The organism is Methanobrevibacter sp. V74 (assembly GCF_963082495.1).
GTDB lineage: Archaea > Methanobacteriota > Methanobacteria > Methanobacteriales > Methanobacteriaceae > Methanocatella.
The window spans coordinates 103,678-126,205 of the sequence record NZ_CAUJAN010000004.1; the positions used below are offsets into that span (position 1 = coordinate 103,678).

Sequence of the window (22,528 nt, forward strand, 5' to 3'; positions counted from 1 at the left end):
TATTAAAAAATGAGTTATCTATTTTTTTGACAATTAATGTGAGAGTTAGATGTTATATGATTGAAAAAATTTTAAATAAAGCAAAACAAGGGAAAAAATTAAGTAATGAAGAATTTTTAGAATTATTGGATATAGATAATGATGAAGATTTAGAAAAATTATTTAAAGTTGCCTGTGAAATACGGGATAAACAATCAAAAGTAATAAAACTAACTTCCACAGTACACATAACTAACAAATGTCAAATTCAGCCAAGATGCACATATTGCGGATTTGCAGAAGAAACATCATCAAAAGGTTACTATAATGCTTTTTATAAAACAAATGAGGAAATTCTAGTTGCAGTTAAATCAATCCAAGAAGCCCATATTCCTCGCGTAAGTTGTTCTGGAGGATATGGTTATAACGGGAAACAAGCAGTGAATGCTTGTAAAATTATAAAAGAAAATAGTGATTTGGAAATCCTTGTAAACGTGGGCGGGGATTTAACTGAAAAATCCATAAATGATTTGGCGAAGTTAGGTGCAGATACAGTTTGCTGCAATCTAGAAACCATAAATGAAGATATTTTTTATCAAAGAAAACCTGGAGATTCACTAGATCAGAGAATTTTAACTTGTCAAAGAGTGAGTGATGCGGGAATTGGTCTGTCTTCAGGACTGCTTTTAGGACTTGGTGAAAGTAAAGAAGATAGAATAAAACATTTACGCTACCTATCTAACTTTAAGACTTTAGAAGAAATTCCAATAATGGGTTTTAATCCATACGAAGACACACCAATGTCTGAATACCCTCCATTCCCATTAAAAGAACAATTAAAAATGGTAGCTATTATACGTATAATGTATCCTGAAATTAGAATTACCATGCCAACTCCAACTGTTGGACCTGAAAACGTAGAATTCTCACTTAAAGCAGGAGCTAACAATTTAGCTACAGTTATTGCAGACAATTATCCTCATGAGGTCAAAGGTGTAGGTGCTCCGGAATATGGCAATTATTCTGAAGTAGTGACAGTTATTGAAAACTTAGGATTAATACCTCAAACTATTTAATTACTGTTTTTAAGATATGATAGTATGGCATTTGAAAAAATGATTAAAAAAGCGTTTGAAGAATCAAGAAATAATTGCAGATTTGGAGACACTCTTGAAGAAATAGGTGAAATTCAGGATTATATCAAAAATGCTGAAAAAATTTATATTCCCAATAAAAATGGTATTAAAGTAGAAGTTTTAAACCAAGTCTTAAATGAATATGGATTGCAAAATGCTCAAATTCTCCATATTAATACCAATACTGCAGACACTAGTAGAATACCTGCTCTTGCAAAAGCTTACATGGCACTAGATCAAAGTGATGCTGATTTAATTATTTCAAGAGGAAGACTCGGGATTCCAGGATCCGGTTCACTTTTAATTTTTATTGACAATAAAGGAAGGATACTTACTTGTGCAACTTCTCCTTCACATTTAATTCATGGCAAAACTCTTGAAGAGGCAGTTTATAGTGAGGCATGTGAAGCACTTGAAAAAATCGGATTTGAAAAGAAAGGCTAAACTATGAATGTTGATACCGGAATAACTTCTGAAATATTTACAATTAAATCTGAAACCAGATTAATCGATATTTTTAATGAGATTATTGATAAAAAATCCCAGGCTGTTTTTAATTACGTTGAAAGTTTAATGATTGAAAGCAATGCCAAAATAATTGTTATTGGAACTTATTTTACCGGCGTAGGTATTGTCAAGAAATTAAGTGAAAAATACACAAATATATTGCTAATTGACATCTATCCCCATTTAAAAGAATTATTGGATACTGCAATTGGAGGGGATGTTAAAAATAGTGTTGATTTTTCATCTGATTTGGATTTAATATATGCCGGAGATGTTGTAATCGATACTACCGGTTTTGGCGGAATCAATGTTGAGAGGTCATCCAAAATTGATGTTGACACCTTTATAATAGAAGATCCCACTGCAGAAAACAACGACAAGCTATTGAAAAATAAAAATAATATTCATGAAAGACTAGAAGCAGTGCATGCTAAAAATAAAAGGATTCTAAAAACAAAAGGAATAAATAGTAAAACCTCCGGAACAATGACACTAACAATCGGCATTTTGATAAATGCACTGAATAGTTGTCTTAAAAGAGATGGGGTGCTTTATAGTGCATGTGAAATGGGTTTTTTTGAAGAAGTAATCTTTAAAGAACATGATATTGAAAAATTTATCCAATTAGTGGATAAACCTGCTTTAAAAGTATCTACAATTGATTTATTTAGTTGTGATAAGTTTATATGTGAAGAGATTAATAAAATTAATTCTGATTTAAATGAAGCTTAAAGAAATTATTGATTTTTTAGATGAAAAAATACCTGAAGATTTGGCTCTGGATTTCGATAATATTGGATTTATGGGAGAATATGATTTGAATTCTGATATTGATTCAATTAAGATTTTAATGGATTTGTGGAGAGCAGATGATAATTTCAATACCTCCACATTAATCATCACACATCATCCGACATTATTTAAACCAAAAACGCCAACTTACACTATCCATTCAAATTGGGACATAATTGATGGCGGTTCTAATGAAGCACTAGCTGAATGTCTTAATTTAGAAGTTGTTGATTATTTTGATAAAAAAACACATATCGGACGTGTTTGCAAAACTGATTATAACTTTAAGCAATTAAAAGAAGTTATTTTAGATAATTTTAAATATGCCGGAATTGTAAATAACTTAGATGATGAAAAATGTTTAAGTAAAATCGGAATAATCTCAGGTTTTGGTCTTAACAATCCGGATTACATTAAATTAGCCAAGGATGAAAAATTAGACATGCTGATTTCAGGAGACATTACTCAAGAAACGGCAATTATCGCAAAAGAATTAGGAATTACCTTAATAAATGTCGGCCATCATGAAAGTGAAGTCCCAGGATTATATAAATTAGCCAAATTATTAACTGAATTAAACATTAACATAGAAGTAATTGACAAAAACCCAATTGAGAAATTAAAGTGAAAAAATGGCAGATGAAATCCAAAAAATGGAAGATAAACAGGTCCCTGTAGGAAGAATCGATCTTGTTGGATGTGGAAGATTAGGTTTAAGAATTGGAATAAACTTAATTCAGGTTCACAGAGGAGGGCCAAAAGTTATTGGTGCTTTTGATGGTCAGGAAATTGATGGCGGAGATGTAATTTTCGCAATGCTGGGTGGTGAAAACGGACAGCAGAAACCTGATTTTTTAAAACAATTATGCACACATGATGAAAATTACAGGAAGGTTGAAAGTTACTGCGAATACATTGATGATGATAATTTAGATTTGCTTAAAGGAGATGTTGTAATTATTGTTATTGCCGGTGGAAATACAATACCTACAGCAGCTAAAATAATAAAACATGCCCATGAAAGAGGAGCAATAACAATTGGAACTGCAGGAATATTTGGTTTTGGTAATGAAACAATTGATATAAAAGATATTTCCGAATATGATGATTCAAATCCTGCTGTTGAAGAGCTGAGAGCTCAAGGAATTACTGAAAATCATCTGGTTTTAACAACAAATAAATTAATCAGAGACAATGAACCTGTAACTCCATACACATTAGATGAAGTTGCAAAAATGATTACAATGACTGCATTAAAAGAATTAAGAGATAAAAATGATTAAAATAGCTACTGCAGAATGTTTTACTCAGGGAAAAATTGGAAGAGAAATACATGCCCTAGCACAAGATTACAAAGGTAATTTTGGTCTTGATTATATTAAAAATCCAAAAGAACATGGCAATTTTGATTATAACGAACTGAGTGTTACATGCAGTTTATTTATCCCCACTCTTGAAGCCGTTGAAAAAATATTAAGCATTTCAAATCCCCCCAAGCCTAATAATTTAATTAAAGGAATTAAGGTTTATGATGAAGAGGGAGATAAAAATGTTTCTAAAATTATGGCAAGAGCTATTAAAAAAATGAGTGATTGTGATATTGCTATTGGAACCACTGCAGGAGTTGGCCATGGTGGAATTACTATTTTAACAAATAACTATGAAATCACAACAACAAGCGATGTTTATGCTGATTTAAGCAAATTAAATAGCGAAGAGTTATCTCAAAGGTCTGAATCCGGAATTAAGAAAACATTAAATATATTATTACTTCTTTTAAATAATAATTTTGACAAAATAAACAATCTGAAAAATGTTGAAATTATTAAAAAATAGTTACTGAAAGCCTTAGGGGGGATTCGAACCCCCGACTTCCACCTTACCAAGGTGGCGCTCTACCGGCTGAGCCACTAAGGCAAATCAGAAAAAAAATATAGTAGTGCATGGGAAGGGATTTGAACCCTCGAAGGCCTATGCCAAAGGATCTTAAGTCCTTCCCCTTTGGCCGCTCGGGCACCCATGCATATAGTAATTATTATGTATAGAGGCAGTATATAAACTTTATGGTTATATTTTTAAAATGTAAAAAAATTATACCAAACCATTATTAAATGAATACAACCATAATGCAACTGAAACCAATATTGTAATCACAATCAACCAAGCAACAATGAATACTTTTTTAATATCGGATTCCCCTTTAGTAATGTATTTTTCACCGGGCATATCTGAAGATACCCTACGGTTATTTTTATATTGGTCATCATTTCTTAAATAGTTATAGAACGTCCTTGTAATAAAATAAAAAATTACAAACATTACAATACCGATAACAGGAAGTAATCCTCCATTTAAAAACATTACAGATATTGTCGAAAATAATAATGCTAAAAACAATAAAAACACACCGGATAACACTATTGAAATGCCCTTGTTAAAAATCATTATATTACACCTATTAATTAAATATGGAATTTATTATATTAAAACTTTAGGAAAACCTAATAAATTAAGTATTAATAAAATATATAAATATTAAGGTAGTTAAATTAAAATGTATTTTTTTAAAAATTCAGATGGTGTACTAATTGAAAGTGGATATGGAAGAATGCGGAGTTTGTGAAGACTGTATTGATGTGTGTGTGGAAGAGGCTATAAGTAGACGAGCATATAAAATCATTATTGATGATGATAAATGCACTAATTGTGGTGAATGCGTTGATGTTTGCCCTGTTGGAGCATTATACGAAGATTAGGATTAATTATGAAAATGAAATTTACAATAATTGACTATATAATTATAATTTTAGTGATATGTGGCATTGCATTTGCATTTATCCACATTACAACAGACGATTCATCCAGCTTACAGAAAACCGCTTTTGATGAATCAACAATTAACAAAATACCAGACACTTACCTTAAATACTATAAAGATGGATTTATCGTAAACGCTACTGTTAAAGGTTTCAATTCCACCAACGGCAATCCGACAACCTTAAAGGGCACTGTTATTTGGGAAGATGACAATAATGGAAATGAGGTCAAATTACTCGTCAGATCAAATAACCACACTTATTTAGTGGGATTGTATAAAAACGTTCCTAATGCTGATGTTTACATAGACCATATTAGTTTAGAAAGCAATGGTGACAAATATAAAAACTTATGCGAAATTAAAGTTAAACCTGAAGAAATTACCTCTCTTAAAGATTTAACAGGCAAAATTTCAAATGACGCCAATTATGAGCTTACTGCAACTGTAACCCTCGATTCACTTAACACAAAAGATACACAGGAAATTGCAAATAAACTCTCAGCAGATAAGCAAGTGTCCATTAAAACAGCACCCAGTGACAATGATAATCAATTAGTAATTAAACAAGCAACGAAAGACAACCTAAATGATGCGGATTCCATTTTAGGAAATGTCGATGCATTAACTGATTACATTACCATTAGAATTTATGATTCGACCGACAGTCAAATAAAAGAGATTAGTGAAAACTTTGATGTTGTCAATATACGGAAATTTTAAGTTGTGTAGACTATGAGTATGATTTATTCAACTTTAACTTCAAAAATAAATAAGATTTGTGATAAATTTCATGAATCTTTCTTATTTACATTCATTTTTGCCATTTTAGGATTTCTTGAAAAACATTGGGTTAACAGCTATTTTAAAAGATTTTATCCCAGTGAAAATTTTTTAAGCTTTTTAAATAAAAATGCCATATTGAAAAATCATATTTTCAATCCATTGATTGTGCTTTTCTTATTTGGATTGTTTTTATTATTATCTATGAACCCCCCATCAAATAGTTTGGTCATCACATTAATCATTGCTTTTATTGGATTTTTTATTGGATCCTGCATTCTTCCAAGGTATTTTATAAACAGTAATGTAAAAAATATTCTTAAATTTAAGCGAAAAGATATTTATTCTATTGGTTTTTGCTTAATGTTAATTAGTATAGCATTCTTCTTTATCTGCATTGCCTCAGTTGGAGGAATTCCACTTTTAAAACCATCGATTAGATATTTATTGAAGCCCGCATTTACCATGCCGGCATTTTTAATTATTCCGGCAACATGTTTAATAGCCAGTGCATATTTGAACGATTTTCAAGATGGAAAAATTACCCGACCACAAGCAAGATTCAGATTCCTAATTTTATTATTTATTGACTGTGCATTTTTATTGCTTTTAGGATATAGAACTCCACTACTTGCAACATTTCTTATCATAATTATCATAGGTTTCTACGGAAATATTGTTTCTCTTTGGGAAGTTGTAATTGGTGCAATGATTGGAATAGGTGCAATAATTGGAATTGGATATTTTCGTTCATTAGGTGAGATGACAATAACCTCATCAACTAGTCCGCTCTATACTTTACAGTCAAGAGCTGACTTTACACTACATGTTTTAAACCTACTTGATTTTCTTGGTGGTAACTTTGGCCTTACCCATGGACATATGCTTACAAGTTCCATTCCAGGAAGTGATTTAGGACCAAGGATGATGGTTGGAAAACTTATTGCATGGAGAACTGAAGTAACCGTGACCCCAACATTGATTGGACAAATGGTAGTTGATTTCGGCAAATTAGGTGTCTTTGCTGAAATGTTACTTTTAGGTTTTACGTTAGGCATAGGATTTAAAATCATACAGATTACCAAAAATTACTTTTATATTGGAATTTACTCATTGATTTTAACATACTCCATTTTAGGCATTGAAACCGGAATTTTAGACATTCAAGTTCTGTTATATTTCATAATAGCTATTTTTATTTATTTAATAAACATCAAAATTGCAAGAAATTAAGCTCATTTTTGACATTTCAGTATTACTAACAATTTGAAATAATACTAAAAAGTATTATTTTAATAACATTTATATAATGAAATATGAATAACATTATAATGTCAAATTGAAGAATATCTGTTTTATTAACCATTATATTAAACAGAACTCCCGAAAAATTTGATATTATGTAAATTAACAAAAATAATACTTTTAGGTAATACATCCAATGTAAACAGAAACACGAAAAAGTATTACTTAAAAAAATGGAGGAAAAAAATTGCATATCCCTGACGGATTTATACCTGTTGCACAATGTTTAGTATATTATGTAATATTAATAGTTGCTTTATACTTCTCCGTGAAATGGGCTAAATCAAATTTAGACGAAAAACGCATTCCGCTTCTTGCAGTTCTTGCAGCAGGAATATTTGCAATCATGTCCATGAACATGCCAATTCCATTTGGTACCAGTGGACATATGGTTGGAGGAGCTCTTGTAGCTATTGTATTTTTAGCTCCAGAAGCAGCAGTACTGGTATTTACTGTTGTGCTCCTTATTCAAGCATTGATATTTGGAGATGGAGGAATTACCGCTTTAGGAGCAAATGTATTAAATATGGCAATCATTGGAGGAGCAGTAGGATTATACACCTTCAAAGGATTAAACGGGACAATTGGAAAATACCCTGCAGCAGGAGTTGCAGCATGGCTTGCAACCGTTATTGCAGCATTAGCATGTGCTATTGAAATGGGCATTGCAGGAACATTCCCAATGAACGTTGGTATCCCATCTATGGTACTATACCACTTCTTTATTGGAATAATCGAAGCAGTATTAACTGTAATCGTTCTTGTAGCATTAGACAAATTCAGACCAGATTTACTCACATGGAATAAAGGAGATGCATAATATGGATAAAAAAGACATGACTTTAATTGGAGTAGCATTACTAATCTGTGTTATAATCTGCGTTCTCTCACCATATATTGCATCTGGTGACCCAGATGGATTAGAAAAATCAGCAGAAGATTCAGGACTTGCTGAAGATTATTCAGTAGAAGAGATTAATGGAATCCCCGGTGCAATCTTCCCAGATTATGCATTTGCAAATGATCCGGACAACCAAGTACTGCAAATCGTTGCTCTGGTAATAGGTGCAATTGTAACCTTAGTTATAGGATACGGAGTTGCATACGTTGTTAAAAGTAGAAATTAAATATTAATTTCTATCTTTTCTTTTTTTTAAAGAGTATTTGAAAAATACTAAATATGATATAAGCAAATAATAATATACGACTAATTTTAATATTATACTAGTGAATAAATATGGTTGATATAACACAAATAATGAGATTTGATGATTTAGCATCAAAAAATAGTCATGTTCATAATTTAGAAGGGCGAATAAAATTAATATCAACTATTTTTATTATTTTAGTATGTGTTATATCCAAAGAGCTTTTTATACCAATAATATTGGAAATAATTTTATTGATAATACTTAAAATAGCAGATCTGTCATATTGGGATTCGGCAAAAAGATTATTAATGTTACTTCCATTTGGCGGAGCAATCATAATATTTCAACCTTTTATACAGCCAGGAAATATAATTTGGACATATTCATGGTTAACGGTCAGTGATGTTGGTCTTAATTGGGCAATATTGCTTTTAGTACGTATGGTTGTATGTCTAACAGCAATCATAATTTATTCCTCAACAACACCATTGCAAGAAATGGCAAGCTCTTTTAGAAAATTGAAAATGCCAAGAGATTTAGCTATGATACTGTCAATCATGGTTAGATTTTTATTTTTATTTGTTGATGAACTCGCATCTATTAGGAAAAGTCAAAAATCAAGAAATTTTAGCATTCACAGTGAAAATACTTCCTATAAATGGAGAGTAAAACAGGTCGGATACACAATTGGAATGATGTTTTTAAAATCATATGAGCAAGGAGAACGAGTGCACAAAAGTATGATAAGCCGTGGATTTTCAGATGCTTCTGAAATGTTCGATGAAAAGAAATCTCCTGAAAAAAGTGATTATTTATACTTAATTTCAATATTCATTATTGCAATAATCTTAGAATACATTATATTAAATTATTCCGGACAATTAGGTTACTTAGGCATGAATTTAGCAATTAATTAGGTGGCAAAATGGAACATATACATTTAAAGACAAGGAATTTATCTTTCACATATCCCGATGGAACTGAAGCTTTAAAAAATATAAATATTCAAATCAACAAAGGAGAAAAAATAGCTATTATGGGACCAAACGGCGCCGGCAAATCAACATTATTTTCTCATTTTAATGGTTTATCTGAGCCTACCTCCGGACATGTTGAAATTGATGGAGAAAAAATTGTTTTTAAACGTGAAGAGCTACTTAAAGTTAGGCAAAAAGTAGGAATTGTATTCCAAGACCCAAATGACCAATTATTTGCACCAACAGTTAGGGAAGATGTTGCATTCGGACCGATGAATTTAGGCCTTGATTATGATGAAGTTAAACGAAGAATAAGCGAATCCCTAGAAATGGTAGGCATGAGCGGATTTGAAGATAAAACTCCTCATCATTTAAGTGGAGGCCAGCAGAAAAGAGTTGCTATTGCAGGCATCATTGCAATGAAACCTGAAATAATGATTCTTGATGAACCAACTGCAGGTCTTGACCCTGAAGGTGTTGATAAAGTATTAAATATCCTAAATAAACTTAACAGCAAAGGAATAAGTATTGTTATCTCATCACATGATATAGAAATGGTTAATCAATTTGCTAATAAAATTTATGTTTTATATGATGGCGAAATAATAGCATCAGGCGATAAACATCAAATATTTTCAGATAAAAAATTATTAAAAAAAGCCCATTTAAAATCACCAATAACTACTGAAATATTATACAAATTAAAAGAAAATGGCTTGAATGTGGATACTGAAAAAAGTGGAATAAATGAGACAGTTGAAGAAATATTAAAAGTAAAAAAAGATTAGCTAGAAGATTTCTTTCTATTTTTAAATCTTTCTTTAATTTTTTTTATAAATTCAAATTCCTCGTCAAGTTCTGGATGGTTTCCAAATCCACAATTGGGACAATGGATTTGATTACAGTTATCATGTTTTCCACAGCTTGAACATCCCCTATTCGCTACTTCATTTTCATCGAATTCAAAACCGCACATTCTACATTTCATAATAACCCTCCAATAAAATTAATTTAAAAAAAAAAAAAATAAAAAATAAAAAAATTGAAGTTATTTCACTTCAATATTTTTAGCTTCTTCTTTACGAAGACAAATGTCATATCCTTTAATACTCATTTCGATAGGATCACCTAAAGTAGCTACTTTTTTAATTTTAATTTCTGCTCCTTTAACGAATCCCATACCTAATAAGTGTCTTCTTAACCCCACATCACCAGTATCATGGTATTTTACCAGTGTTACTGTTTCACCAGGAGTTACATCTTTTAAGGTTTTCATTTTATCACCAACTAAATAATTAAAATAAATTTTAGGCATACTAAATTTTGTATATGCAAATATATAAATATTTAGTACAAACTAAAAATTTAAAATGACAATTAGAATAATCTAATCATCATCTTTTGGAATTTTTACACCTTTAATTCGACTTCTACTATTCATAGAACACAATTAAAATCCTGCCAATAAACCGACATTGTAAATTATTAATGATACAATATATGCAGTTACTAAAGTAATGGCGGACATAGTTAAAGGCCATTTCCAACTGTTGGTTTCTTCTTTGATTGCACCGATAGCTGCAAAACAAGGAACATATAATAAACAGAAAGCCATGAAAGAATATGCAGACAATGGATTAAATGTATCGTGAATCATTGAAGCGATTCCATCCTCATCATCTTCTTCAAGTCCAGCCAATGTACCTAATGTAGCTACTACAATCTCTTTAGCAACTAAACCAGTGATAACAGCAATACCTGCTTGCCAGGTTCCGAAACCAAGAGGGGCAAATATAGGTGCAATTGCACTACCAATAATACCTAGAACACTTTGTTGTGATCCGTATTCTACACCGAACGGCAAGTAACTTAAAATCCATACAATGATGGTTGCACCAAGAATAATAGTACCTGCTTTTCTAAGGAATCCTTTAGTTTTCTCCCAAGTGTGTAATAATACACCTTTTACAGAAGGCACTTTATAAGTTGGAAGTTCCATTACAAATGGAGCAGACATTCCTTTGAACATGGTTCTTTTGAGGATGGCTGCAACAATAAGCGCCACAACAATACCCAACAAGTAGATGGATAATAAAATCATACCTTCGTTTGCAGTAAAGAATGCTGCAACAAAAAGAGAATAAATTGGTAATCTTGCAGTACAAGACATGAATGGAATAAGCATCATGGAAAGTAAACGATCAGATTCGTTTTCCATGGTTCTGGTTGCCATGACTGCAGGCACTCCACAACCAAATCCTAAAATCATTGGGATGAAAGCTTTTCCGTGAAGACCTACAAGGGTGTGCATAACTTTATCCAAGGTAAATGCAGCTCTTGCCAAATAACCACTGTCTTCCAATATACTTAAGAATAAGAACATGAAAATAATTTGCGGTAAGAACACAAGTACTCCACCTACACCACCAATAAGTCCGTTTTGGATAAATGAAGTAGCCATTTCATTACCTACCATACCTCCCAAGTATTCTCCTAACCATGCAAACCATCCGTCGATAGCATCACAAAACGGCGCTGCAATGGTAAATGTTAACTGGAATAATAAGTACATTATAACAATAAATATGATAGGAGCTAAAATCCTATTGGTTACAATTTTATCTATTTTATCTGTAGTGGATTCTTTTTCAATAGCTGGTCTTTTTACAGCTTCAGCCATTAATCCACCAATAAATGCATATCTTGCATTTGCAACAACTTCTTCTGCACCTTCCTTGTAAATATTTTGAAGGTGCCCTGCTACTTTGTCTGTTTCAGACATAATAGCTGAACTTTGAGAAGATCCTTGAACCTTTTCAATAACAATTGAATCTCTTTCTAACAATTTGATTGCAGTCCATGCTGAAGGAACATCTAATAAATTATTATCTTTTTCAATTAAAACTTGTAAATTCCCTAAGTGTTCTTTTAGTTCGTCACCATAGGATAATTTGGCACTGGAATCAATTGGATTTGCAGCTTGTTTTTCAACAGTGTTTAATAAATCTTCAAATCCTTCACCAGTTTTAGCATTGATTTCAACAACTGGGAATCCTAAAAGCTCACTCATTAAGTTAATATCAATTACATGATCTTTTTTCAATGCAAAATCGTTCATATTAAGTGCCATTACTAAATTAGCACCAAGTTCCATCATTTGAACTGTTAAATATAAATTACGTTCTAAATTAGCAGCATCAACTAAATTAACAATAACATCAGAGTCATCATCTACAATGAAATCTCTAGATACGATTTCTTCCATAGAATGAGCACTTAACGCATAGTTACCTGGTAAATCTATAACCTCATAGTTGTAACTTCCATGGGAAAAGCGACCTTCTGCTCTTTCAACTGTCTTACCCGGCCAGTTACCTACATGTTGGCGCATACCAGTTAATCGATTGAATACAGTAGTTTTACCCACGTTTGGGTTTCCTGCTAATCCTACAATTAATTCTGTCATTAACCATTCTCCCGTATTTTTTAACTTTTTATGAATAATATTCTCTTAAATATTAATCATTACTAAAAAAATTTTTTAGTTTAAGTCACTAACTAACAAAAATTAGGTTAACCTAAACATATTATGTTTTGGTTTTTATATTATATAAATATTTAGGCACATTAAAAAATTTAGAATATTACATGCTAAACAAAACTTTAGTTAAAAACTTTTTTCTGATATTAAAATTTATTTTTGTAATTTAAATTCCAATAAATTGTATATCGTTGAATAAGTTAAGTTGATAAATAAACCAAAAAAATAATTTATCACTTAAGCTTAAAAGTTTCATAAAATTTAGACTCTTTCAAAAACTTGTGTGATAACTAATTTTTTCGATTAATCTATTCATTTAAATTTTTCAAAATAACTGATTAATTAGCTTTAAATTATAAAAATAACTCCAAATATTAAGAAAAAGTTTTTAATAAAAAACTTGCAAATATTTAAATCAAACAAGTTTTTGAAAGTGCCAAAATTTAGGCATACTATAATTACTTATATTAAAAGAATAATATTATTACAGAGAAAATAATTCAGTTTTATCAAAAGGTTGATATAATGAGTGAGTCCATTGAACAAGCAAAACAATATATAGCTAGTAAAAATTGTAAAGAGGCACTGAAATTAGCTAGAAAACGACATGGAAAAGATGATATTGAAAGTTATATCGGCATTTTAGACTTATTAATTAATGAAAATTACCTCCTTGCACTTGAAGAGAAAGGATTATATTACCAATATTATGATGAAAACCATGATGGCGGAGATTACGGTGAAAAATACTTTGATCAATATCTAGAAAAACAACCACGCTCTGTTAATGTAATCTGTGATAAAGCATTATCCAGATTTAATAAAGGTAGAATTGAAGAAGCTTTAGAACTTATGGACAAGGCTTATGACAAATATAAATCATATTCACAAATTGAAAAACCAAGGATCAAGAAAAAAGAGGTTTTAATGGGCAAAATTGAGCTTCAAATTCAAGCAAAAGAATATGGAGGCGCTTTAGATAATTTAAATAACTATGAATCTCTATATGGGCTTGATGAAAAACTACAATTATATAAAGGTCAAATGCTTCAAAAGGCCGGGAAAAATAGAGAGGCTCTTGACTATTTAAATAAATCTTTAGAAACTGAAGACACATTAGTTGGATTTAATGCAAAAGCTGATGCATTATATGAACTTAAAGAATACAAAGAAGCGCTTCACTGCTATAATCAATGTATCCAATATGAAAAAAGAGCTGAAGTCGATTTAGAATTGCTCACAAACTTCAATTATAAAGCTGCATTTTGCTGTGTTAAGTTAGGAGATGATCAGGAAGCAGTGAAACACTTAAATAAAACTATCAACATGCTTAATGAACACGGAAGACTTCCTAAAGATTTAGAAGAAATTTATCAAAAATGTTCTTTTGAAAAAGAAAGAATTATGAAAGAAGGGAAAGTTGAAGATAAGGAATTCAAGAAAACACACTTCGTCTCATCAAAATTTGCAATTTATGCATTAATCGTCATATTAATATTATATGTAATTTTAAGATTACATGGATACCATTAAATTTAATCATGCCTAAAAAAATTGGAAACCTTTATATACTATGACAACCAATTCTTATACAAGTGACTTAAATTTAGGTAAACCTAAATTTTTCACTTTAACAAACATATTATTAGTCAATAATAATACAATCTCCAAATATAAATATCGTGTTAAATTAGTTTCCACAATTTTCTAATTTAATGCTTGGAAAATTAACTGCCTAAATTTTCCAAAAAACACATTATTGGTGTTTAACTCTCCTCCAACAATTAAACACCAATTATTATCTCTTTTTAATATCCTTCCCCATCATAAGTATAAGGATCATCGTAAATTTCTTCGTCCCAATAGTTATACTCGATATAATCATCTATTTCTTGGTTTAAACCCCAATTATGATTATCATAATAAGTATATGCATTGAAATTACTTTTCACATCAATATTTTTAGTTTTCTTAGCTTTTTTATAATGGGAATCTCCGAAGAATTTCACTTTAACTTTGTATTCCCCCTCATTACACTTTACCAGGATTCCTTTATTATAGGATTTATAAACCCACTTATAATTACCATCTTTATCAGTGATAGTATAATTAACCATGCCATTGGATTTGATTTCACGTCCATCTTTATTAACTAATTTAATTACAATATATCCAGTATTATCAATAAAACAATCGTCCGTTGTGATTTTAACTTTAACTTTCTCTTTTGCAAAAACAGGACTTGCAACTAAAATACAAACAGACAAGATTGCTAAAATGATGATGATTTTTTTATTCATATTATAGACTTGTTACAAATAATATTTAAATATTAATATATCAATATAATAATCAAGTGATTTTTTTATGATTGAATATGATGATATAATTAAAGACTCCCCATTTCTTGTAAATCATTTGATTACATTAAGTAAAACCCATGATTTCTACATCACCAAACACATAAAAGCCAATACAGACATATTGCCCAGCCAATATTACATGCTACTATTTTTATATTATGAAATGGGCTCAACCCAATCAGATATTGCTAAGGCATGCCTTATGGATAGAAGTGGAGTTTCAAGAGCTTTTAAAGACTTTGAAGACAAAGGATTAATCATAAGAGAAATTGATGAAAAAAACAAAAGAGCATATAAAATCACTTTAACTAAAAAAGGAATTAAAACAGCTGAATTTCTAATTGAAAAGGAAAAGGAATGGGACGATATGATTTGTGAAGAATTAAATATCACCCGTGAGGAAACACTTAAATCATTATCCAAAATTTCAATGAAATCTTTAGAGTTTAATCGTGAAAAATTTTAATCATAACCTTGAGATTCTAAATAATCGTCAATCTCATAATTGTCCCCATATTCATAATGATCATAATAAGAACCAGGATCACTTCTAGATAACGAATGCCTATCAGGCACTACTGTGTGATATAATCAATGAAAAATATATTTTTTGCATCATAATAATTATATGAACCCTTAGAAGCATCAAAAACACCCTCAGGAAAGTTTTCTTCTTTAATTTTTAAAGATTGATTTAAATTGACGACTAAAAAGTTATCTCCACCTATATCCTCAGCAATATGATCATCATAATCAGCATGAGAAGGCATTAAAAAGAAATATGCAAATACAATCATTACAATGCCCATCAGGATAAGCAGCGCTAAAAACTTTGCCCTTGTCATAATAATATATTAACGATTTAATAACATTTATAATTATTGGAGTATGACAATTATATTAAAAGACTTAAATTTTATTAAATAAAAACAATAACAGTTAATTGCTTCAACAAAGTTTAAATTAAAATACATTCAATTAATAGCTATGATAGAATTAGTTATAGCATGTTTTATAGGAATAGCCATTGGAGCAACAACTGGGATGATACCTGGAATACATGTTAACACAGCCGGAGCAATAATATTTGCTTCCTCGACATTCTTATTAACAATAGTATCTCCCGAATTTCTATGCGTACTTATGGTTTCAATGTCAATAGCTCATGCACTGATTGAATTTATCCCTTCAATGCTTTTAGGAGTTCCACAGGAAGGCACAGCAACATCAATACTTCCAGGACATAGAATGGTACTTCAAGGCAGATCAAAAGAGGTTATTAGAATTGTATCCGTTGGAGGATTTGGAGCTATTTTAGTGACTATTTCAATGCTTCCACTTTTTGCAATAGTGCTGCCAACATTGCATGATGTAACAAAACCATTTACATGGATTATTCTTTTAGTTGCATCAATTTATCTAACCCATAGTTTAACTGGAAATTTTAGAGATTTCTTATGGTCTTTATTACTGTTTGCGTTATCTGGAATTTTAGGTTGGATCATTTTTCAAACACCTATTTCATCTGGAATTACATTAATGTGTGTATTTTCAGGATTATTTGGAATAAGTACCATAATATTCAGTTTAAATGATTCATCGACAATACCTCATCAGAATCCATTTTACGAGCTCAATATTGATTATGATAAATTTAAAAGTATTTTTGCAGGAGGAATGACCGGTGCGATACTTGGTTTTTTACCAGGTTTTGGACCTGCCCAAGGAACAGTGATCGCTCAAGCAGTGAGTGGAACAAACGATAATAAGGATGATGATACAGCAAATTTTCTTCTAGCAACTTCCGGACTGAATGTTTCAGATTGTCTTTTTTCATTAATTGCAATATACATTATTGGAAATCCCCGAAGCGGAATAGCCGTTTACATGTCTTATTTAATATTTGAAATGGGTTTGAATCACTTGGCAATTTTTATATTTGCATCACTGATAGCTGTTTCTGTTTCTCTTGTATTGTCATTGAAATTAGGAGATTCATTTTCAAGATTAATGAGTGGTGTTGATTATAAAAAACTCTCAATTAGTGTGATTGTGCTTCAAATTGCAATACTTTATTTGTTTATTTTCTATTACAAGGCCCCTGTAATTTATATGACATTAGCTTTGATTACTTCAACTGCAATGGGAATGCTTCCGCACTATATTGGAGTTGGCAAATCTCATTTAATGGGAGTTTTGATTATTCCAGCGATTGTGATTTATATGCAAATGTTTATTGGGTGATGAAATTGAAGACGACTTATTAAATGAATTTGAATATGTTAAAAGAGGAACTGGTTTAAATAATGTGTTGAATATTGCCATTAATGGTGCAAATGGTTCTGTCCTGATTGTTTCAGTGCGGTTCATTATACCTTCCTAAAAAAATATTTCATGAAAGGAACTTCCTCAAATGCAGGCAAAATATGAATGATAATTGGTGAAATTGAAATTAACCTCAAAGAAACAATAAGCAATTAATTAGGCCGGGAAATAAAATAGAAAAATCCTTCAAATATCCCGAAAGATATTGAAAAATGTTTGAAATGATTTTAAAAATAAATAATAAGAACTAGCTAGACCTTAAATACATTATCTGCTATTTTTTCAGCCTTTTTAACAAATCCTTCAGTATCTATTCCGGGAAATGCATCTATTAGACATAAATCAACATGATTAAAATCTAAATCTTCAAATGCACCATTTAATATTTCATAGCCCTCACGAATTCCATTGTATTCAAGATTACTTTTAAGTGCTTCAATCATTTCAGGATTTATATCATTGAATATTACTTTTTCAAAGCCGTATTTCAGTAAATAAATTCCTAATGCTCCAAGCCCGCACATTCCATCAATAGCCACTCCCTTTTTGACTTTATTATTTTCCAAGTAATTGTGAAGAGATACTAATTTTTGTTCGGTAGTAACGGCCACTTCTATATGATGCTTTGATTGATTTTTGACAATGACTATCTTATCTCCAATCAATGTCCTCATTACATTTACCTGAGTATCATCACCTTCAAGAATTTCAAAGTGATTAATTTGTGAGTTTTTATCTAATTGCCCTACTGTATTTCGGGCACTTCCCCTTAAAACGCATGTGACTTCTGGAACTTCATTAATCAGTCTTGATGCAATTTTGGAGTTGAAATCTGGATGAAGCAATATCAATGTATCCTCACCAATGAATTGTGGATTTAAACTGCTATAATAAAAATTAGATAAAGGAACTGGAGAATTACGTCTTAAAGTAGCTTTCTGGGAAACTGTTTCCTCTTCAATCATGATTTTTAAAATATGGCTCATGACTATGTCCAATGGCCTTTTTCCACAATCGCATTTCATATATTCTCCGTTGAGAATTTCAAAATCTATCAAATCTTTTAATGGCGAGAACTTTTTAATTTGAATATCACTGCATTTTTCACATTCCGCCAGTGATTTAATTTTATCATCAATGTTCAGGATAAAAACCACCTCCTGTATTACTATTGTTTTGGAAGTATAATAATGCTTTGAGCAGTAATAAAAACTATATTAATTAGTATTACTAATTAGTAATTATACCTAAAAATCGCCATTGGTGAAATTATGAATGAAGATACAATACCGCAATATGAAGTAGTGAGGCAAGATTATTCTTCCGATGAAAAAGTTCTTTTAGGAGAAATTCGTGAAAATTTGGTTGATTTAGCTATATCTTCAGGCAACAATTATCAGGTAAGTGAAGAGAAGTTATTAAATGACATTAAGAATTTTTTATTCAGAAGGTTGGATGCAAACAATCAAAATAATCACATCTCGAATGAATATTTAGATAGTTTATCTCAAAAGTTCCTCAGGGACATCATTGGATACGGAGAAATTGATCCATTAATCCAAGATGATGAACTTGAAGAAATCATGATAATTGGAACTGGCAAGCCACTTTTCGTATATCATAGAGAATATGGAATGATGAAAACAAATCTCAAATTTAAAAACAAACAAGAAATCAGAGATTTAATTGATTCGATAGCAAGGCAAATTAACCGCAGAATAGATCAGGAATCCCCAATTCTTGATGGAAGATTAATAGATGGCTCCAGAATAAACGCCACAATCCCCCCAGTTTCACCAGATGGCCCGTCTTTAACAATACGTAAATTTAGAAAAGATCCATTAACCATAATCGATTTAATTAATGCAAAAACAATTTCACTAGATCTTGCAGGATTTTTATGGTTATGCATTGATGGCCTTGGAGTTAAATCCGCAAATGCAATCATATCTGGTGGAACCAGTTCAGGTAAAACAACAACATTAAACGCTCTTTCAGCCTTTATTAACCCTAACGAGAGAATAATCACCATTGAAGACACATTAGAATTGCAAATTCCCCATGAACATGTCATTCGTATGGAAACTCGCCCTGCCAATGTTGAGGGTAAAGGTGAATTAACTATGAATGACTTAGTTAAAAATTCCCTAAGACAACGCCCAGATAAAATAATTGTTGGAGAAGTAAGAGCTCAAGAAGCAATAACTCTTTTTACTGCTCTAAATACTGGACATTCCGGTTTTGGGACATTGCATTCAAATGATGCAAGAGAAACCATAACTCGGTTAACTAATCCTCCAATGTCTGTTCCAAAGATAATGATTCAAGCAATTGATTTTATTATAATGCAAAATAGGATTTACACACCATCCGGAGTTTCTTTTAGAAGAATTAATGAAGTTGCCGAAGTCGTTGGAATTGAAGAGAACACCATACAACTAAATAAAATATTCCAATGGAATCCTGAAAGAGATACAATTGATAATGTAGGCATAACCAGCAATGCATTGGTTCAAATAGCAAAGTTAAGTGGCAGATCCATTACCGACATGCATAATGAAATTGAAAATCGGAAAATTGTTTTAAAGCATATGCTTAATCACAATATCCGCTCTGTTAGTGGAGTGAATAATGTTATAAAACTCTACTATAAGAATCCTCGAAAAGTTTTAAATAAAATTATATTGAACGGGTGATTTAATGTTTAATAACTTTTTTATCATGATAGGAGGAAGCGTACTATCTGTTGTTAATTTTTTTAAGAACATATCCTTTAAAAATATTAAAACAGACAAATTAAAATCAGATGATATCGATTCATCAATCTTTGAAAAGCTCGACTTAACAGCACAGCCCATTAAAAAAAGTGAAAGCAAACTTGATGAAATTAGAGATAAATCAGTTAAATACATGTTAAATAACAAGACCCTATTCATTTTATTTATCGGTCTGATTTTAATCAGCATTTTAACAAGTGCTGAAATAAGTGGAATCTATTTAATCAGCATTGTAATTTTATACATATTTTTGTTGTATTATCCTCAAATGAAAGAGCAGAGAGGATACAGTGATTTGAATCAGGAAATGCCTTATGCTTTACGACATATGGGGATAGAACTAAAAGCCGGAAATGGCCTTCATGATGCATTAATAAAAATTAGGGATGCGAATTATGGATCTCTTTCAAAAGAATTTACAATAGTTCTAGAAGAAGTGAAATTTGGTAAATCAACAGAGGACGCATTAATCGAAATGAGCCATCGAGTAAAATCTGAAGGCCTATCCCGTGCAATTCATCAGATTGTTGGAACTTTAAGGGTTGGAGGCAATTTAGCCAGAAGCTTAGAAATCATTGCAAGCGATATTTCATTTGATATGCAAATTAAACTAAAGGAATATTCTCAAAAACTTAATTCATTTATTTTGATTTATACATTTATAGCTATTTTAGCACCAGTAATAAGTTTAATAATGTTAATGGCAGGTTCAACAGTTATGGGAGACATTATATCTTCAGAATTATTATTTGTGATATATGCAATATTTTTTCCATTAGTTGTGATGTTTATGGGATTATTTATTAAAAAATTAGAGCCTAAAGTATAAAATAAGGGTTTAAATTACTGATTCAAACCCTTTTGATGCAAGTAATCCTACAAATGCACCTTTTTTATCCATTACTATATTTCCTTTAGAATATTGATCAATTGCTGCATTTACCATTGCAGATTTGATATCCGGATTGCTTGAAGCCGCATTGGCTGCCGCTTTTACAATATCCATTACAGCATCGGCTCTTGAAACACCATTGCCCCAATTTTCTTCACGAATTATGTCGATACCGCTGGCATTAGTTATCTCACCATTAATCTCCAATGGTCCTGCAGCAGAAAGTATTGCATCTAATGCTTGACTGTTTATTGCTACAACAGAATCTATTGTTGTATTAGTCTGATATTCAACAATCTCTTTAGCATAATTCATGCCAACATCATTATCCTCATCCCAAAATGCATCATGAAGCAGTAATGCAGAACCGGCACCTTGTTTTTGTGCCTCTAACGGTTCACTGGCGTTAGGGTGGGTCATGCCTCCCGGATAAATGGCTGTGTAATTTTTAAGTGTCCCATTTTCCAAATGAACAATAAATGCCATGTCACAAGCTCCAAGCCCTGGGCGATCTTCACCTTCATCAATTGCACATACTAAAATATTTTTATTTCCTTGAGTAAGCTCATTGTCATGTCCAATAAATAGCGAACCAGCAATTATTGCCACCAATCCAATGAAAACAACAATTAATATTGTAATGATGAGTCTTTTTGTCCTATCCATACTATTACCTACTAAGTTGTTTATTGCAAATATATTAATATTTTTATAAGTTCACTATAAATAACTTTAGTAACAAGTTTAATTAAAAAGAGTCAGATTTAATGATAGGTGAAATTAAATATGATGAACATATTTAATTTCGTGAGAGTAGTTATATGCTTTATTAAATTAGAAAAAGAAACTTAAACTAATTTAATAAATAATCGGAGTGTAGTAATATGGTTTTAATATAAAACCACACCAGCAATAAAAATTAGATTTTAGGTAGACCTAATTTTTTATCACTAATTATAGTGTTGTCACAAGGAGTATATAAATGTTTCTAATTTTTTAGGCACACCTAAATTAATGAAGTCCATTATAAAAATTTCGAAAAAGAGATAAAAATTGGTGTTTAGTGTTTGAGGAGAGTTAAACACCAATTAAGTTTTCTGGAAAATTTTGGCAGAATAATTTTCCATGTACCGAATCAGAAAATTGTGGAAAGCTAATTCAATACAAATATCTATATCTTGGAGA

The 22,528-nt window shown here is 30.9% G+C and carries 27 protein-coding genes and 2 tRNA genes; 19 read left to right on the forward strand and 10 right to left on the reverse strand.

From position 1 onward, the window contains the following. Positions 1–56 precede the first annotated feature (56 nt). From hmdB to Q9969_RS07580, 6 genes are read left to right on the forward strand one after another with little or no spacing between them, the layout of a single operon-like run. The gene (gene hmdB, locus Q9969_RS07555) at positions 57–1,055 is read left to right on the forward strand and encodes a 5,10-methenyltetrahydromethanopterin hydrogenase cofactor biosynthesis protein HmdB (RefSeq protein ID WP_305555974.1); all 999 of its coding nucleotides are present in this window, start codon (positions 57–59) and stop codon (positions 1,053–1,055) included. 24 nt (positions 1,056–1,079) lie between these two features. After that, complete coding sequence (locus Q9969_RS07560; protein WP_305555977.1) at positions 1,080–1,559, forward strand: DUF3236 domain-containing protein; 480 nt, start codon at positions 1,080–1,082, stop codon at positions 1,557–1,559. A 3-nt stretch (positions 1,560–1,562) separates the two neighbouring features. Continuing rightward, on the forward strand, positions 1,563–2,354 hold the full coding sequence (locus Q9969_RS07565; protein WP_305555980.1) for an SAM-dependent methyltransferase HcgC family protein: 792 nt from the start codon (positions 1,563–1,565) through the stop codon (positions 2,352–2,354). Further along, positions 2,344–3,042 carry a Nif3-like dinuclear metal center hexameric protein gene (locus tag Q9969_RS07570; protein ID WP_305555982.1) on the forward strand — a complete coding sequence of 233 codons (699 nt, stop codon included), beginning with the start codon at positions 2,344–2,346 and terminating at the stop codon, positions 3,040–3,042. The genes Q9969_RS07565 and Q9969_RS07570 overlap by 11 nt, the downstream gene beginning before the upstream one ends. Positions 3,043–3,046: 4 nt before the next feature. Continuing rightward, positions 3,047–3,697, forward strand: coding sequence for a hypothetical protein (locus tag Q9969_RS07575; RefSeq protein WP_305555983.1), 651 nt, complete (start codon positions 3,047–3,049; stop codon positions 3,695–3,697). After that, the gene (locus tag Q9969_RS07580; RefSeq protein WP_305555985.1) at positions 3,690–4,250 is read left to right on the forward strand and encodes a UPF0254 family protein; all 561 of its coding nucleotides are present in this window, start codon (positions 3,690–3,692) and stop codon (positions 4,248–4,250) included. Before Q9969_RS07575 ends, Q9969_RS07580 begins: the two co-directional genes overlap by 8 nt. An 8-nt stretch (positions 4,251–4,258) precedes the next feature. Here Q9969_RS07580 and Q9969_RS07585 read toward each other — a convergent pair. The 3 genes from Q9969_RS07585 to Q9969_RS07595 form a co-directional block, all read right to left on the reverse strand. Then, positions 4,259–4,331: transfer RNA gene (locus tag Q9969_RS07585), tRNA-Thr, on the reverse strand. Between the two features lie 23 nt (positions 4,332–4,354). Beyond that, positions 4,355–4,437: transfer RNA gene (locus tag Q9969_RS07590), tRNA-Leu, on the reverse strand. 68 nt (positions 4,438–4,505) lie between these two features. Then, positions 4,506–4,859 (reverse strand): hypothetical protein, encoded by a 354-nt coding sequence (locus Q9969_RS07595; RefSeq protein ID WP_305515181.1) that lies wholly within the window; start codon positions 4,857–4,859, stop codon positions 4,506–4,508. 143 nt (positions 4,860–5,002) lie between these two features. Here Q9969_RS07595 and Q9969_RS07600 point away from each other — a divergent pair, with 143 nt between their 5' ends. The 7 genes from Q9969_RS07600 (at position 5,003) to Q9969_RS07630 (ending at position 10,233) form a co-directional block, all read left to right on the forward strand. Then, a complete protein-coding gene (locus Q9969_RS07600) occupies positions 5,003–5,170 on the forward strand; it encodes a 4Fe-4S binding protein (protein WP_342765952.1) in 168 nt (55 codons plus the stop codon). Positions 5,171–5,178: 8 nt separating this feature from the next. Next, positions 5,179–5,952: an adhesin gene (locus Q9969_RS07605; protein ID WP_305515183.1), complete on the forward strand. Its 774-nt coding sequence runs from the start codon at positions 5,179–5,181 to the stop codon at positions 5,950–5,952. 12 nt (positions 5,953–5,964) lie between these two features. Further along, entirely contained in the window at positions 5,965–7,245 is a 1,281-nt protein-coding gene (locus Q9969_RS07610; RefSeq protein WP_342766063.1) for an oligosaccharide repeat unit polymerase family protein, read from the forward strand. Positions 7,246–7,504: 259 nt separating this feature from the next. Next, positions 7,505–8,137, forward strand: coding sequence for a cobalt transporter CbiM (gene cbiM, locus Q9969_RS07615; RefSeq protein WP_305515185.1), 633 nt, complete (start codon positions 7,505–7,507; stop codon positions 8,135–8,137). A 1-nt stretch (position 8,138) separates the two neighbouring features. Continuing rightward, positions 8,139–8,444 carry a PDGLE domain-containing protein gene (locus Q9969_RS07620; RefSeq protein WP_305515187.1) on the forward strand — a complete coding sequence of 102 codons (306 nt, stop codon included), beginning with the start codon at positions 8,139–8,141 and terminating at the stop codon, positions 8,442–8,444. Between the two features lie 110 nt (positions 8,445–8,554). Next, entirely contained in the window at positions 8,555–9,385 is an 831-nt protein-coding gene (gene cbiQ / locus Q9969_RS07625; RefSeq protein ID WP_305555989.1) for a cobalt ECF transporter T component CbiQ, read from the forward strand. A gap of 8 nt (positions 9,386–9,393) precedes the next feature. Next, positions 9,394–10,233 (forward strand): ATP-binding cassette domain-containing protein, encoded by an 840-nt coding sequence (locus Q9969_RS07630; protein ID WP_305515191.1) that lies wholly within the window; start codon positions 9,394–9,396, stop codon positions 10,231–10,233. On the opposite strand, the gene Q9969_RS07635 is transcribed toward Q9969_RS07630, so the two are convergent. From Q9969_RS07635 to feoB, 3 genes are all read right to left on the reverse strand, one after another. Next, complete coding sequence (locus Q9969_RS07635) at positions 10,230–10,433, reverse strand: hypothetical protein (RefSeq protein ID WP_305555992.1); 204 nt, start codon at positions 10,431–10,433, stop codon at positions 10,230–10,232. The two genes, Q9969_RS07630 and Q9969_RS07635, sit on opposite strands and share 4 nt — an antisense overlap. 60 nt (positions 10,434–10,493) lie before the next feature. Further along, the gene (locus Q9969_RS07640) at positions 10,494–10,721 is read right to left on the reverse strand and encodes a FeoA family protein (RefSeq protein WP_305515193.1); all 228 of its coding nucleotides are present in this window, start codon (positions 10,719–10,721) and stop codon (positions 10,494–10,496) included. Positions 10,722–10,895: 174 nt separating this feature from the next. After that, entirely contained in the window at positions 10,896–12,911 is a 2,016-nt protein-coding gene (feoB, locus tag Q9969_RS07645; protein ID WP_305515195.1) for a ferrous iron transport protein B, read from the reverse strand. Positions 12,912–13,511: 600 nt separating this feature from the next. Here feoB and Q9969_RS07650 point away from each other — a divergent pair. Beyond that, on the forward strand, positions 13,512–14,519 hold the full coding sequence (locus tag Q9969_RS07650; protein ID WP_305515197.1) for a tetratricopeptide repeat protein: 1,008 nt from the start codon (positions 13,512–13,514) through the stop codon (positions 14,517–14,519). 275 nt (positions 14,520–14,794) lie between these two features. On the opposite strand, the gene Q9969_RS07655 is transcribed toward Q9969_RS07650, so the two are convergent. Continuing rightward, positions 14,795–15,286, reverse strand: coding sequence for a hypothetical protein (locus Q9969_RS07655; protein ID WP_305515199.1), 492 nt, complete (start codon positions 15,284–15,286; stop codon positions 14,795–14,797). Positions 15,287–15,353: 67 nt separating this feature from the next. Between Q9969_RS07655 and Q9969_RS07660 the strand changes: the two genes are divergently transcribed. Beyond that, entirely contained in the window at positions 15,354–15,815 is a 462-nt protein-coding gene (locus Q9969_RS07660) for a MarR family transcriptional regulator (RefSeq protein WP_305515200.1), read from the forward strand. A gap of 109 nt (positions 15,816–15,924) precedes the next feature. Here the strand turns inward: Q9969_RS07660 and Q9969_RS07665 are convergent, their stop codons facing one another. Beyond that, complete coding sequence (locus tag Q9969_RS07665) at positions 15,925–16,146, reverse strand: hypothetical protein (protein WP_305555995.1); 222 nt, start codon at positions 16,144–16,146, stop codon at positions 15,925–15,927. Positions 16,147–16,336: 190 nt separating this feature from the next. Between Q9969_RS07665 and Q9969_RS07670 the strand changes: the two genes are divergently transcribed. Both Q9969_RS07670 and Q9969_RS07675 read left to right on the forward strand, forming a co-directional pair. Then, complete coding sequence (locus Q9969_RS07670; RefSeq protein ID WP_305515205.1) at positions 16,337–17,593, forward strand: tripartite tricarboxylate transporter permease; 1,257 nt, start codon at positions 16,337–16,339, stop codon at positions 17,591–17,593. Then, a complete protein-coding gene (locus Q9969_RS07675; protein WP_305515207.1) occupies positions 17,586–17,732 on the forward strand; it encodes a hypothetical protein in 147 nt (48 codons plus the stop codon). The genes Q9969_RS07670 and Q9969_RS07675 overlap by 8 nt, the downstream gene beginning before the upstream one ends. 193 nt (positions 17,733–17,925) lie before the next feature. Here the strand turns inward: Q9969_RS07675 and Q9969_RS07680 are convergent, their stop codons facing one another. Next, positions 17,926–18,831 carry a methyltransferase domain-containing protein gene (locus tag Q9969_RS07680; protein ID WP_305515209.1) on the reverse strand — a complete coding sequence of 302 codons (906 nt, stop codon included), beginning with the start codon at positions 18,829–18,831 and terminating at the stop codon, positions 17,926–17,928. Positions 18,832–18,945: 114 nt separating this feature from the next. On the opposite strand from Q9969_RS07680, the gene Q9969_RS07685 reads away from it, so the two are divergent. After that, positions 18,946–20,370 carry a CpaF family protein gene (locus Q9969_RS07685; RefSeq protein ID WP_305515211.1) on the forward strand — a complete coding sequence of 475 codons (1,425 nt, stop codon included), beginning with the start codon at positions 18,946–18,948 and terminating at the stop codon, positions 20,368–20,370. A gap of 4 nt (positions 20,371–20,374) precedes the next feature. Beyond that, the gene (locus Q9969_RS07690; protein ID WP_305515213.1) at positions 20,375–21,280 is read left to right on the forward strand and encodes a type II secretion system F family protein; all 906 of its coding nucleotides are present in this window, start codon (positions 20,375–20,377) and stop codon (positions 21,278–21,280) included. A 9-nt stretch (positions 21,281–21,289) separates the two neighbouring features. On the opposite strand, the gene Q9969_RS07695 is transcribed toward Q9969_RS07690, so the two are convergent. After that, positions 21,290–22,009 (reverse strand): DUF4012 domain-containing protein, encoded by a 720-nt coding sequence (locus Q9969_RS07695; protein ID WP_305515215.1) that lies wholly within the window; start codon positions 22,007–22,009, stop codon positions 21,290–21,292. Positions 22,010–22,528: the final 519 nt, after the last annotated feature.